The organism is Phenylobacterium sp. 58.2.17 (genome assembly GCF_026411515.1).
GTDB lineage: Bacteria > Pseudomonadota > Alphaproteobacteria > Caulobacterales > Caulobacteraceae > Phenylobacterium.
In genome coordinates this window covers 1-13,887 of the sequence record NZ_JAPMTQ010000028.1, presented here as the reverse complement: position 1 = coordinate 13,887, position 13,887 = coordinate 1, and the positions used below count along the sequence as shown (strand labels likewise).

Genomic DNA, 13,887 nt, shown 5'->3' with positions numbered 1-13,887 from the left:
CTAGCGCGCGCCCCACAGCTCCAGCGCCACCGGCGCCAGCGATAGGACGAGCAACAGCGCCATCCCGACGTTGAAGGCTCGCAGAACGGCCGGCCGGTCGAGAAAACGCCGCAGGCCGACGCCGAATCCGGTCCAACTGGCGACACACGGCAGGTTGATCGCCGTGAAGATCACCGACACCACCAGGATGTTCGCCACGTACCCGTCACGTGGCGCATAGGCGGTCACCGCGCCCAGCGCCATCGCCCAGGCCTTCGGATTGACCCACTGAAAGGCGGCGGCCTGCAGGAAGGTCTGCGGCCGAGCCCCCGCCTCCCCCATGCCGAGTCCCGATGAGGTCGCGATCTTCCAGGCGAGCCAGAGCAGGTAGAGCCCGCCCGCGACGGCCAGCACATCATGCAATTCCGGATAGGCCGCGAACAGCCCGCCCAGTCCCAGCCCCACGGCGACCACCAGCAACAGGAATCCCCCGGAGACGCCGATCATGTGCGGGATCGAGGCGCGAAAGCCGAAATTGGCGCCCGAGGCCATCAGCATGGTGTTGTTCGGCCCCGGCGTGATCGACGAGACGAAGGCGAACAGCGCCAGCGCCGCCAGAAGTTCGGGAGTAAGCGAGGACATGGGAGTCTCCATCGGATGGCGATCCGGCGACGGACATGGGCCCCAAAAGCAAAACCCCTCCCGTCGCCGGGAGGGGTTTTCTGCTGTGCGTCAGGTTCGGATTCGAACCCTAGACGCCCCTGCCCTCCCAAACACGCATGATCATCCGCCCGGCGATTACCGGACGGCCGATAGCCACGATGGCGGCTGCGCGTTGGAGGTTCGAGGTCATCACGACGGGCGTTACCATGCCCCGCGCGGCCTGGCCACCGTCTAGCCGAGGCGTCCTTCGTAGAGCCGGCGCAGGACGCTCGGCGCTAGGCCCGGCAGGTCCTCGGCGATGAGGCCCGGCCCATGCAGCTCGGCCGCCTCGGCGTGGATCCAAGCGCCCGCGCAGGCGGCCTCGAAGCTCTCCATACCCTGGGCGATCAGCGAGCCGATGAAGCCCGCGAGCACGTCGCCCGAGCCTGCCGTCGCCAGCCACGGCGAGCCGTTGGCGTTGACGCAGGCGCGTCCGTCCGGGGCGGCGATGACCGTGTCGGCGCCCTTCAACAGGACGATGGCGTCGGCCTGTCGCGCCGCGCGGCGGGCCGCAGCGATGCGGTCCGGCGCCTCCTTCAACAGACCGGGAAACAGCCGCTCGAACTCACCCGGGTGCGGGGTGAGCACGTCATCCACGTCGAGCACCGAGAACAGCTCCTCGGGATCGTCGCGGAAGACCGTGATGGCGTCGGCGTCTATGACTAGCGCCGCGCCGGTCCGCGCCAAGGCCAGGACGTTGACCAGGGTGTTCTCGGTAACCCCCGCCGCCGGGCCGATGATGGCGGCGTCGACGTCCGCGGCGGCCTGCTCGAGCTCGGCCTCAGTGTCGAAGCCCTTGAGCATCACCGCCTCCAGGTGCGCGGCGTTCACCGACAGCGCCTCGCTCGGCGACAGCAGGGTGACGACGCCGGCTCCCATCCGCAGCCCAGCCCGCGCCGACAAGCGCGCCGCTCCGGTGCTCCAGGCCTCGCCCGACACCACCACCAGGCGGCCGCGCGCGTGCTTGTGGGAATTGGGCTTGGGCCACGGGAAACGGGCCAGCCAGGCTTCCGGGCCGTTCTCGATCAGGTCGCTGGCCGTCTCGGCCAGGCCGATGTCGGCGACCACCACCTCGCCACAGAGCTCATGCCCGGGCTGCAGCACGTGGGCGGGCTTCTTGGCGTGGAAGGTCACCGTCAGGCCGGCGACCACCACCGGGCCGCGCGGATCGCCCGTGTCGCCCGGCAGGCCCGACGGCACGTCCACCGCCACCACGCTCTCGGGATGGGCGGCCAGCCGCCCGGCCATGATCGCCGCCTCGCCGTTGAGCGGCCGCGCCAGCCCCGCCCCGAACATGGCGTCGATGTAGAGACGCGCCTCCAGCGGCGCGTCCCAGGCGCTCAGGCCGCCGTCCCAGAGGGCGGCCGCCGCCTTCGCGTCGGCGCTCTGCGGCTCGGCCAGCGCCCGCACCTCGACCGGCCAGCCGCGGGCCTTGAGCAGCCTGGCGGCCACATAGCCGTCGCCGCCATTGTTGCCCGGCCCGCAAAGCACGCAGACCGAACGCTGCGAGAAGCGCTCGGCGATAGCGTCGGCGACGGCCGCGCCGGCGCGCTCCATCAATTCGGATCCGGGTGTGCCCGCCGCGATGGCCGAACGGTCGGCCGCGGCGATTTCCGCGACCGTGAGAATCTTGCGCGCAGCCACGGCCGCTCCTCGTCTGCCCCTACAGGACCTGCGTAGAGGCTTCGCGCCCCCGCTCCACCAAGATCAAGCGCTCGCCGTCGGTTTCAAGGGTCGAGATCGAGGCGTGATCGGGGCGGAAGACGAGAACGCGTTCGTCGCCATCCAGATGCGAGATCGCGGCATTGATCGCCACATAGTGCGAGAACACCGCCGCCCCGCCCTTGGCCTGCAAGGCTTTCACGACGTCGCCGCGCCAAGCCTCGTAGTCGAGGTCGCCCTCGACGTCCTTCCAGCGGCCCTGGAAGACGCCGCGCAGCCAAGCCGGCCGCTCTTCGGCGCTGAGCCCCTTAGGTGTCGGAATCTCGCCGACGAAGGGATCGATCTCGACTTCAACCCCCAGCGCCGCCGCGGTCGGCGCGGCGGTCTCACGGCAGCGCCGCAGGGGCGAACTGAAGACTCGTCGGGGGCGATCAGCCTCCGGCAAGCTCATCAAATGGTCGCGCGCGGCCTCGGCTTGCGCCTGACCCGCCGCGTCCAGACCGGGGTCCTCGTCGGCCTCGCCCCAAACGGCGGCCGGTTTGCCGTGGCGGATCAGGTACAGTCGGGACATCAGATCAATCCGGTACGAAGATGTTGCGGCTTCCGTCCTCGGAACGGCTGACGGTTCCGGTGCGGCCGACCGCTTCCTTAGCCTCTAGTCCAGCCAGCGTCGCCTCGTCCGTGGGCGTATTGGCCACGAAACGGCGGCCCTCTGCGTCGCGGCCGACGACGATCCCCATCATGTACCCCTCGCGCCCGTGCACCACAGTATAGGTCTCGATTGTGGCCGCGCCTTTTGGCTCTTCGATGACAGTCGGGTGCGGCAGGGCGTCGATCTGAGCCTGGATGATCTTCGGATCCTGCCGGTCGAACGGCCCCTTGGGCGGGGCGGTCGAATAGACGCCGGTCGACTGCTTGGTCAGGAACCAGCCGTTGGCGGTCACCAAGCCGTAGGATCCGGGGTCGTCCCGCAGCCGCTGCATCATCACTGCGATCGAGTGCATGGCGTAGTTGTTGCCGGGTCCGCCCATATAGGGCAGCCCGCCGGTGACCGTCAGGCCGCGAGGATCGTCCAGCGCCAGGCCCAGTTCCTCCGCGCCGACCTCCACCGCCACCGGGAAGCAGGAATAGAGGTCGATGTGGCCGATGTCGGCCAGGCTCACGCCGGCCATCTCCAGCGCCCGCTTGCCAGTCAGCCGCATGGCCGGGCTCGAATGGAAGTTCTGGCGGTCGAGCGGATACCAGAGGTCCGAGGCGTCGGCGCAGCCGTGCAGATAGACGAGTTTGTCCTCGGCCACGCCGAGCTCACGGGCGGTCTTCAGGCTGGCGACCAGCACCCCGGCCGACTGGTCGACCTCCATGATCGCGTTCAGGTATTTGGTGTAGGGGAAGCCGACCATGCGATTGCGGTCGGTCACCTCGACCAGTTCCTCCGCCGAACGCTCGACCGGGAACCAAGCCTCCGGATTCTGCGCAGCGACCTTGGTGAACGGCGCGAACAGCTCGCCCAGCCGCTTCTGGTGATCGGGGATCGAGCGTCCGTCTCGCGCCCGCAGCGCGTTCTCGAACAGCGGGTAGCAGTTGATGGGCCGGCCCAGGCCGTGCTTGGCCTCGTAGGCCGTGACGCCCGGCCGCGGATCGCCGATCCGTTCCGGCGCCGGCAACTCCTCAGCGTCGTCCCAGTCAGCGAAGCCCAGGCCCTTGGTCAGCCGCTTGGTGGCCGAGCCGAGAAACTCGCACCCGACCACCAGGGCCAGGTCGGTCTCGCCCTTGGCGATGCGCTCGCTGACGATGTTGACCAGCTGCTGGGGGCTGTTGCCGCCCATGTGGGAATAGACGGCGTGCCGCGGCTGCGCCCCGATGCGCTTGGCCAAGGTGGCCGGCGGATTGGTCGAGTGCGGCACCAGCCGCCCGCCCCCGGGCGCATCGATCGTGAAGCCGACCACCGCCAAGGTATCGATCTTCGAGAGCTTTTCCGGATCGAGGCCGGCGTCCTGCGCGGCGCGTTCCGCCGCAATCTTCAGCAATGCCGTCGGGGAAGGCGAAGACGCCGGATCGCCCCGATAGGTGAATTGGCCCGCTCCGATGAGAACTGGGGTCCGCTCGTCCATCATTTCCCTCCCCTCGGCGATTGATCGGCCGCCACGGGGGCCGCCGAACAGACGCGAACAGTATGTTTCCGGCAATGATCGTGATTTGGGCGCCGGGCGCCTAAAAAGGCATCATTCACATCATCGCATGCTCCCGCGACGGAACCGCAAGCCCATCCCTCTTGTGACTCCGCTCCGGAGCGTGCTCGTAGCCGCCAACCGCTTCGGCGGCGCCGCGCATCGAGTGAGGCCAGTGAGCTTGGAATGAAAAAGATCGAAGCCATCATCAAGCCGTTCAAGTTGGACGAGGTGAAGGAGGCCCTGCAGGAGCTGGGCGTCCAGGGCATGACCGTCATCGAGGCCAAGGGCTACGGCCGCCAGAAGGGCCATACCGAACTCTACCGCGGCGCCGAGTACGTCGTGGACTTCCTGCCGAAGATCAAAATCGAAGTCGTCGTGTCCGACGACCAGCTCGAAGCCGCTCTCGAAGCCATCGTGGGCGCCGCCCGAACCGGCCGGATCGGCGACGGCAAGATCTTCGTCTCGGAAATCACCGACGTTCTGCGCATCCGCACCGGTGAAACCGGCGCCGCAGCCGTCTAACGACTTTAGCTATCGGACTTCTTCAAGGGGATAAGACCATGGCCGTCACCGCCAAGGACATTCTGGATCAGATCAAGGAAAAGGACGTCAAATACGTCGACGTCCGCTTCACCGACATTCGCGGCAAGATGCAGCACGTGACCTTCGACATCGACCTGGTGGACGAAGAGTTCCTGACCGACGGCACCATGTTCGACGGCTCGTCGATCGCCGGCTGGAAGGCCATCAACGAGTCGGACATGAAGCTGCGTCCCGACCTCGAAACCGCGATCATCGACCCGTTCTATCAGCAGACCACCCTGGCGCTGATGTGCGACATCGTGAACCCGGACACCGGCACCCCCTACAACCGCGACCCGCGCTCGATCGCCAAGGCCGCGCTGAACTACGTGAAGGCCTCTGGCATCGGCGACACCGTGTTCTTCGGCCCGGAAGCCGAGTTCTTCATCTTCGACGACGTTCGCTGGAACACCCAGCCGCACAACACCGGCTATTCGTACGACTCGAGCGAACTGCCGGCCAACACCGGCCGTGAGTATCCGGAAGGCAACATGGGCCATCGCCCGGGCCCGAAGGGCGGCTACTTCCCGGTCAATCCGGTCGATAGCTGCCAGGACCTGCGCGGCGAAATGCTCGCGGTCATGGGCGAACTCGGCATGAAGCCGGAAAAGCACCACCACGAAGTGGCGCCGGCCCAACACGAACTCGGCCTGAAGTTCGACACCATGATCGTCATGGCCGACCGGATGCAGCTCTATAAGTACGTCATCCACAACGTGGCCGCGGCCTACGGCAAGTCGGCGACCTTCATGGCCAAGCCGATGTTCGCCGACAACGGTTCGGGCATGCACGTGCACCAGTCGATCTGGGCCGACGGCAAGCCGCTGTTCGCGGGCGACAAGTACGCCGGCCTGTCGCAGATGTGCCTGTGGTACATCGGCGGCATCATCAAGCACGCCAAGGCCATCAACGCCTTCTCGAACTCGACCACCAACTCCTACAAGCGTCTGGTGCCCGGCTACGAAGCCCCGGTGAAGCTGGCCTACTCGGCCCGCAACCGCTCGGCCTCGATCCGCATCCCCCACGTCGACTCGCCGAAGGCCAAGCGCATCGAAGCCCGCTTCCCGGACCCGATGGGCAACCCCTACCTGACCTTCGTCGCCCTGCTGATGGCCGGCCTGGACGGCATCATCAACCAGATCGACCCGGGCGCCGCCCAAGACAAGAACCTCTACGACCTGCCGCCGCGCGAGCAGAAGAAGGTTCCGGAAGTCTGCGGCTCGCTGCGTGAAGCCCTGGAAAACCTGGACAAGGACCGCGCCTTCCTGAAGGCCGGCGGCGTCATGGACGACGACTTCATCGACTCCTACATCGAACTGAAGATGCAGGAAGTGATGCGCCTCCAGCTGCATCCGCACCCGGTCGAATTCGACATGTACTATTCGTGCTGATCGAAGCGCCCTGAGCGGGTTGAGGAGAACTGAAAAGCGGTCTTCCGCCCGCAACCCGCTCTGCGCTTTGAAGGGTCGAGCACGATTCAGAGATCGGGCGATGCCCGCCTGATCTCTTAGTGTGAGGCGAACATCGGAAGGGCCGCGGATCAATCCGCGGCCCTTTTCGCATCCCCAGCAAGCTTGGCGTTGACGAAACTGGTTCAGTCAGCGCGTCATCCCGCCACAACCTTGCGTTTCAGCAGGGGACAAAGTCGGGGAAACGCCATGAATAAGCTGCTTCTGAGCACGGCCGCCTGCGCGCTGGCCGTGGGAATCGCCTCCAACGCCGCCGCCTACGAGGCGCAGATCATGCGCACCAAGTACGGCGTGCCGCACGTGACGGCCAAGGACTTCGGCGGACTCGGCTATGGTCAGGCCTACGCCTTCGCCCAGGACAACCTCTGCCTGTTGGCCGATAAGATCACCACCGTGAACGGCGAGCGGACCAAGCACTTCGGCGCGGACGCGACCAACGTTGTCGCCTTCACCGACATCAAGAACCTCGAGAGCGACTTCTTCTTCCGCTCGAACATCGACGTCCCGGCCCTGCGCGCCAAGCTCGACAAGGGGCCGGCGGACTATCGCAACCTGGTCTACGGCTATGTCGCGGGTTTCAACCGCTACCTGGCCGATACGCCGAAGGACAAGCGCCCGGCCGATTGCCGCGACGGCGCCTGGGTGCGGCCGATCACCGTCGACGACATGGTGCGCCTGAACGAGGAGCGCATGATCCAGGCGAGCGGCGGGGCGTGGCTGCGCCAGACCAACGCCGCTGCGCCGCCCGCCGCAGCCGCCCCGGCCAAGGCCGCCGCCAATGTCGGCCTGCCGAACATGGCCGAGCAGATCGGCCTGGGCTCCAACGGCTGGGCGTTCGGCCGCGACGTGACCACCAACAAGTCAGGCCTGTTGCTCGGCAACCCGCATTTCCCGTGGGAGACCACCAATCGCTTCTACCAGGTCCACCTCACCATCCCGGGCAAGTTCGACGCCATGGGCGTGACCATCGCCGGCGCCCCGGGCCTGTCTATCGGCTTCAACAAGGACGTGGCCTGGACCCACACCGTCTCCACCGACCGCCACTTCACCCTGTTCGAGCTGGCCCTCGATCCGGCCGACCCGACCGCCTACCTCGTCGACGGCAAACGCCACGTCATGGAGCGCAAGACGGTCAGCATCGACACCCCCGCCGGCCAGCAGACCCGCACCTACTACTCGACGCTCTACGGTCCGGTGGTGGTCATGCCGCAAGCGGGCCTGGCCTGGACGACCAAGACCGCCTACGCCCTGCGCGACGCCAACAAGGGCAACAGCGCCTCGGCCGGCACGTGGCTGGACATCGCCCGCTCCCGTTCGGTGGGTGAAATCCGCGACACCATCACCAAGTCGCTGGGCATCCCCTGGGTCAACACCATCGCCGCCGACCGCCATGGCGACGCCCTCTACGCGGACATCACCGCCACGCCCGACGTCTCGGCCGAAAAGCTGAAGACCTGCGCGCCTAGCCCCGCCGCCGCCAACCTGGCCGCCGCCTCGCGCATCTACGTGCTCGACGGTTCGCGCGCCGCCTGCGACTGGGGCTCGCCCGGACTGATGGCGGGGGCGACCATGCCCTCGATGATCCGTCAGGACTACGTCGCCAACAGCAACGACAGCTATTGGCTGACCAACGCCAAGGCCCCGATGGCCGCGGTCTCGCCGATCGTCGGCCTCACCGACATCCCGCAGAACCTGCGCACCCGCTCGGGCATCGTCGAGATAGACGCTCGGCTGGCGGGAACCGACGGCCTCCCGGGCAAGGGCTTCGACCAGGCGGCGGTGAAGACCATGCTGTTCTGGAACAAGAACCACGCCGCCGAGCTCTTCCTCGACGACACGCTCAAGGCCTGCGGGACCGGCGGCGCGGTCGCCCTGGCCGACGGCAAGAGCGTCGACATCTCCCAAGCCTGCGCGATCCTCGCCAGGTGGGACCGGCGGATGGACAACGACAGCGTCGGCGCCCTGCTGTGGATGGAGTACTGGCGCCAGGCCCAGAAGATCGCCGACCTCTACGTCACGCCGTTCGACGCGGCCGATCCGGTGCACACCCCGCGCGGCCTAAAGACCGATCCGGACACCGTCGCCAAGCTGCGCCAGGCGCTCGCCGGCGCCGTGGAGCTCATGGCCAAGCAGAACATCGCCCTCGACGCTCCCTACGGCGCCCATCACTTCGCGATCCGCGGCGAACACAAGATCCCCGTCCACGGCGGCGAAGGCTCGGACGGGGTGCTGAACGCCCAGCAGGCGCACTTCAACGCCAAGGCCGGCGGCTACGTGCCCTATCACGGCTCCAGCTACATCCAGGTCGTGACCTTCGACGACAAGGGTCCGGTGGCCGACGCGGTGCTGTCCTATTCTCAGTCCACCGACCCGACTTCGCCGCACTTCGCCGACCAAACCTGGCTGTATTCCAAGAAGGGCTGGCACCGCCTGCCCTTCCATCCGGTCGACATCGCCGCCGACGAGCCCAGCGCCCCGCTGGTGCTCAAGGGGAAATAGCTCCGGCGAGGGGCCAGGCCGCCGCGCCTGGCCCGCTTCGGAAAGCCTGCGCTCTTCGCCGGCCGCGGGGTCGCATTGATTTAGACGTCTGCGCGATTCATATGGGGCGGTCTCGAATCGTTCCATTTTCAGGTCGCATGTCCCAGGCCTCTACTCCCCAAGCTTCCCTCTTCGACGACGCGCTCAATCCCGCGCCGGCCGCGCCGCTGGCGCAGAGCCATGAGCCGCGCCCCGATCCGGCGGTGCTGACCGAGAAGCCGGCCAGCGGCTACTCGGCCAAGGACATCGAGGTCCTCGAAGGGCTGGAGCCGGTGCGCAAGCGCCCCGGCATGTACATCGGCGGCACCGACGAGCGGGCGCTGCACCATCTGTTCGCCGAAGTGCTCGACAACGCCATGGACGAGGCCGTCGCCGGCCACGCCAAGGTCATCGAGGTCAAGCTCGACGCCGACGGCGTGCTGAGCGTCAAGGACGACGGCCGCGGCATCCCCGTCGACCCGCACCCCAAGCATCCGGGCAAGTCGGCGCTGGAAGTCATCATGACCGTCCTGCACTCGGGCGGTAAGTTCTCGGGCAAGGCCTACGAGACCTCGGGCGGTCTCCACGGGGTCGGCGTTTCGGTCGTCAACGCGCTGTCGGCGCGCGTCGACGTCACCGCCTGGAAGGACGGCTTTGAGTGGCGCCAGTCGTTCAGCCGCGGCAAGCCGCTGGGCTCGATCGAGAAGCTCGGCGCGACCCGCAAGAAGGGCACGGCCATCGCCTTCCTGCCCGACGAGCAGATCTTCGGCGAGGGCTGCGCCTTCAAGCCCGCGCGCCTCTATCGGATGGCGCGGTCCAAGGCCTACCTGTTCGGCGGCGTCGAGATCCGCTGGAGCTGCGATCCCTCGCGCATCCATGACCAAACCCCGGCCGAGGCGGTGTTCCGCTTCCCCAACGGCCTCGCCGACTTCCTGGCCGAGCGGGTGAAGGACATCGAGACCGTCACCCCCGAGCCCTTCGCGGGCCGCTATGAGCGCCCGGGCGAAACCGGCAAGGTCGAGTGGGCCGTCACCTGGACTCCGGCCGGCTTCGGAGAGGCCGACAGCTTCATGCAGTCCTACTGCAACACCGTGCCGACCCCCGAAGGCGGCACGCACGAGGCTGGTTTCCGCGCCGCCCTGACCCGCGGCCTGAAACAGTACGCCGAACTGACCGGCGAAAAGCGCGGCGGCCTGATCACCGCCGAGGACGTCGTCGCCCAGGCCGGCTCCCTGGTCAGCGTGTTCATCGCCAACCCGGAATTCCAGGGTCAGACCAAGGAAAAGCTCTCCTCGTCGGACGCCCAGCGCCTGGTCGAGAACGCCCTGCGCGACCCCTTCGATCACTGGCTGACCGCCCAGCCGAAGTCCGCCAGCCTGCTGCTGCAGTTCGTCATCGACCGGGCCGAGGAGCGCCTGAAGCGCCGCCGCGACCGCGATGTCCAGCGCGCCTCGGCGACCCGCAAGCTGCGCCTGCCAGGCAAGCTGGCCGACTGTTCGGGCCAGGCCACCGACGGCACCGAGATCTTCCTGGTCGAAGGCGACTCCGCCGGCGGCTCGGCCAAGCAGGCCCGCAACCGCAAGACCCAGGCGATCCTGCCGCTGCGCGGCAAGATCCTGAACGTCGCGTCGGCCTCGGTCGACAAGCTGGTCGCCAACAAGGAACTGTCCGACCTGCTGCTCGCGCTCGGCGTCCAGCCCGGAAAGAAGTTCAAGGAAGAGGACCTGCGCTACGAGCGCGTCGTGATCATGACGGACGCCGACGTCGACGGCGCCCACATCGCATCGCTGCTGATCACCTTCTTCTATCGGACCATGCCGGAGCTGATCCGCGCCGGCCGCCTCTATCTCGCCCTGCCGCCGCTCTACCGCATGAGCCACGGGGGCAAGACCATCTACGCCCGCGACGACGCGCACCGCGAGGAACTGCTGGCCACGGAATACAAGGGCAAGAAGCCTGAGATCGGCCGCTTCAAGGGCCTCGGCGAGATGATGCCCGGCCAGCTGAAGGAAACCACCATGGATCCGGCCACCCGGACCATGGCGCGCGTCACCCTGCCCCGCGCCGAGGAGACCGTGGAGGACCTGGTCGAGGCGCTGATGGGCCGCAAGCCCGAGCTGCGCTTCCGCTTCATCCAGGAAAACGCCGAGTTCGCTGCAGACGACCTCGACGTGTAGGCAAGCCGCAACGCTACCCAAACAGGACGAATCCAGCCCTAGGATGTCTCGCGCATCCTAGGGGGCTTCCTTGCCTGTCACGAACCCGCACGCCCATCGCCCGCATCTGCCGGGCGTCGAAGCCTTGCGAGGCTACGCCGCGTTCGCGATCGTGATCTTCCACGTGATCCACCTGACCCAGGCGGCGGTGCCGCAGAGCCTGGAGTTCATGAAGTGGTTCTTCGGCTACGGCGTGCCGCTGTTCTTCGTCGTCAGCGCCTTCAGCCTGGCCTACGGCTATGCTGGAAAGCTCTCGACCGGTCCGCAGATCAACGAATTCTATCTGCGCCGTCTGTTCCGCATCGCGCCGCTCTACTACCTCGCCATCCTGACCCAGCTGGGGATCATCGCCTATCTGGGCGGCGAGCAGCCTTCCTGGCGCAGCCTGCTGCTCTGCATCGGCTTCCTGTTCAATCTCAGCCCAACCATGGTGGACGGCATCGCCCCGGCCTCCTGGTCGGTCGGCGTCGAAATGCTGTTCTACGCCATCTTTCCGCTGGTGCTGGCGCTGGCCTCGACCCTGCCGCGCGCCATCCTGCTCACCGCGGCGTTCACCGCACTGGCCGTCGTCTATGGGATCGCCGTCAACAAGCTCAAGCTGAACCCGTCCTTCATCACCCACGGCCTCACGTTCAACCTGCCCTATTTCGGCTTCGGCCTCATCGCCTATCAGCTGCTGCTCAAGACCCCCGCCCGCTGGGGCGCAGCGGCGACCTTCGTGGGGCTCGGGCTGATCGTCGTGGCCTGGGCAAGCGCCCCGGTCTTTGCCGGTCCAGGGGCCGGCGCCGTGACCAATATACTCTACATGCTGCTAGGTTGGGGCGCATCGTTCGGCCTCCTCAGCCTCGGGATGGCGCTGGCGCCGCCGGCCGTTCTGTCCAACAAGGTCACCCAGTTCCTCGGCAAGATCAGCTTCGGGGTCTATCTGGGCCACCCACACGTCATATTCCTGCTCGACCGGATCGGGGTCTACACGCGCATCCGCGAGCTGCCGGGCGGTTCTGGGGTGACCTTCCCGCTGGCGGTCCTGGCCACCTGCGCCGTCGTCGTTCCGATCGCCTGGGCGCTGTTCAGGTACGTGGAGGCGCCCGGCATCAACCTCGGCCGGCGCCTCGTGGCGCGGCTTGCGTCCCGCCGCACGGGCCGGACGATCGCCGCCTGACCTCGCCGAGATGCCGCCCGCCAAGCAGTCTCAGAGATTGCGCCGCGGCCCGCCTTGGACCACTACATCGACGAACCTCGCGCCCGCCCTTGAACTGCAAGGGGCAGAACGCGTTTGACTTGACGCTATGTCTCCGTATCTTCCGCGTCGCGCGACGATCGCCGTCTGCGCCGCCGCGGTTCGCTAGCTCGTCTTCGGGCGAGCCTTCCGCCCCCATTGCTGCTGAATGACCGAATTTTCCGAACTGGGCCTGTCGCCCGCGACGCTCCAGGCTGTTGCCGACACTGGCTACACGACCGCCACCCCGATCCAGGCCCAGGCCATTCCTGTGGCCCTTCAGGGTCGCGACGTCCTCGGCATCGCCCAGACCGGCACCGGCAAGACCGCCGCCTTCACCCTGCCGATGATCGATCGACTGGCCGCCGGCCGGTCCAAGGCGCGGATGCCGCGCTCGCTGGTCATCGCCCCGACGCGTGAGCTGGCCGACCAGGTCGCCGCCTCGTTCGAGAAGTACGCCAGGGGTCAGAAGCGCACGCTCTCCTGGGCCCTCCTCATCGGCGGCGTCTCGTTCGGCGATCAGGAGCTGAAGCTTGATCGCGGCGTCGACGTGCTGATCGCCACGCCCGGCCGCCTGCTCGACCACTTCGAACGCGGCAAGCTGCTGCTGACCGGCGTCCAGATCATGGTCGTCGATGAAGCCGACCGCATGCTCGACATGGGCTTCATCCCTGACATCGAGCGTATCTTCAAGCTGACCCCGGCCAAGAAGCAGACGCTGTTCTTCTCGGCGACCATGCCGCCGGAAATCACCCGGCTGACCAAGCAGTTCCTGAACGATCCGCTGCGGATCGAGGTGGCGCGCCCGGCGACGACGGCCGAGACGATCACCCAGCACATGATCAAGCTGCCGACCTCCGATCCGAAGGCCAAGCGCACCGCGCTGCGCATGCTGATCGAGCGGGCCAAGGTCGATACCGGCATCGTCTTCTGCAACCGGAAGTCCGAAGTCGACATCGTCGCCAAGTCGCTGAAGAAGCACGGCTTCGACGCTGGCGCCATTCACGGCGACCTGGACCAGGCGACGCGCATGCGCACCCTGGAATCCTTCCGCAAGGGCGAGCTGAAGCTGCTCTGCGCCTCCGACGTCGCCGCCCGCGGCCTCGACATCCCGGCGGTCGGCCACGTCTTCAACTACGACGTCCCGCACCACGCTGACGACTATGTCCACCGCATTGGTCGGACCGGCCGCGCCGGCCGTACCGGCGAGGCGTACATGATCGTCACCCCCGCCGACGCGAAGAACATCGACAAGGTGCTGAAGCTGATCGGCAAGACCCCGGAAGAGGTCGTGCTCGAAGGCGTCGACTTCGCCTCGATCAAGGACGAGCGCCGCGCCAGCAGCCGCGACCGCGGCGGCCCGCGCGAGC

Annotated in this window: 10 protein-coding genes; 6 read left to right on the top strand and 4 right to left on the bottom strand. The window is 67.3% G+C overall.

Annotated elements, in window-relative coordinates; genetic code table 11:
- The 4 genes from OUA97_RS15885 to OUA97_RS15870 form a co-directional block, all read right to left on the bottom strand.
- Nucleotides 1-621 (bottom strand): LysE family translocator, encoded by a 621-nt coding sequence (locus tag OUA97_RS15885; protein WP_267233008.1) that lies wholly within the window; start codon nucleotides 619-621, stop codon nucleotides 1-3.
- Nucleotides 622-873: 252 nt separating this feature from the next.
- Nucleotides 874-2,325, bottom strand: a complete 1,452-nt coding sequence (locus OUA97_RS15880) for an NAD(P)H-hydrate dehydratase (protein WP_267233007.1) — start codon at nucleotides 2,323-2,325, stop codon at nucleotides 874-876.
- Nucleotides 2,326-2,344: 19 nt separating this feature from the next.
- Nucleotides 2,345-2,914: a histidine phosphatase family protein gene (locus tag OUA97_RS15875; protein ID WP_267233006.1), complete on the bottom strand. Its 570-nt coding sequence runs from the start codon at nucleotides 2,912-2,914 to the stop codon at nucleotides 2,345-2,347.
- 4 nt (nucleotides 2,915-2,918) lie between these two features.
- Nucleotides 2,919-4,454: an acetyl-CoA acetyltransferase gene (locus OUA97_RS15870; RefSeq protein ID WP_267233005.1), complete on the bottom strand. Its 1,536-nt coding sequence runs from the start codon at nucleotides 4,452-4,454 to the stop codon at nucleotides 2,919-2,921.
- A gap of 243 nt (nucleotides 4,455-4,697) precedes the next feature.
- Here OUA97_RS15870 and OUA97_RS15865 point away from each other — a divergent pair, with 243 nt between their 5' ends.
- From OUA97_RS15865 to OUA97_RS15840, 6 genes are all read left to right on the top strand, one after another.
- Nucleotides 4,698-5,036 (top strand): P-II family nitrogen regulator, encoded by a 339-nt coding sequence (locus OUA97_RS15865; RefSeq protein WP_267233004.1) that lies wholly within the window; start codon nucleotides 4,698-4,700, stop codon nucleotides 5,034-5,036.
- A 38-nt stretch (nucleotides 5,037-5,074) separates the two neighbouring features.
- Entirely contained in the window at nucleotides 5,075-6,487 is a 1,413-nt protein-coding gene (gene glnA, locus OUA97_RS15860; protein ID WP_267233003.1) for a type I glutamate--ammonia ligase, read from the top strand.
- 267 nt (nucleotides 6,488-6,754) lie between these two features.
- Nucleotides 6,755-9,064: a penicillin acylase family protein gene (locus tag OUA97_RS15855; protein ID WP_267233002.1), complete on the top strand. Its 2,310-nt coding sequence runs from the start codon at nucleotides 6,755-6,757 to the stop codon at nucleotides 9,062-9,064.
- 137 nt (nucleotides 9,065-9,201) lie between these two features.
- Nucleotides 9,202-11,259, top strand: a complete 2,058-nt coding sequence (gene parE, locus OUA97_RS15850; protein WP_267233001.1) for a DNA topoisomerase IV subunit B — start codon at nucleotides 9,202-9,204, stop codon at nucleotides 11,257-11,259.
- Between the two features lie 70 nt (nucleotides 11,260-11,329).
- Entirely contained in the window at nucleotides 11,330-12,460 is a 1,131-nt protein-coding gene (locus OUA97_RS15845; protein ID WP_267233000.1) for an acyltransferase family protein, read from the top strand.
- Between the two features lie 226 nt (nucleotides 12,461-12,686).
- Nucleotides 12,687-13,887, top strand: a 1,201-nt coding sequence (locus tag OUA97_RS15840; RefSeq protein WP_267232999.1) for a DEAD/DEAH box helicase, incomplete at its 3' end; no start/stop codon positions are given.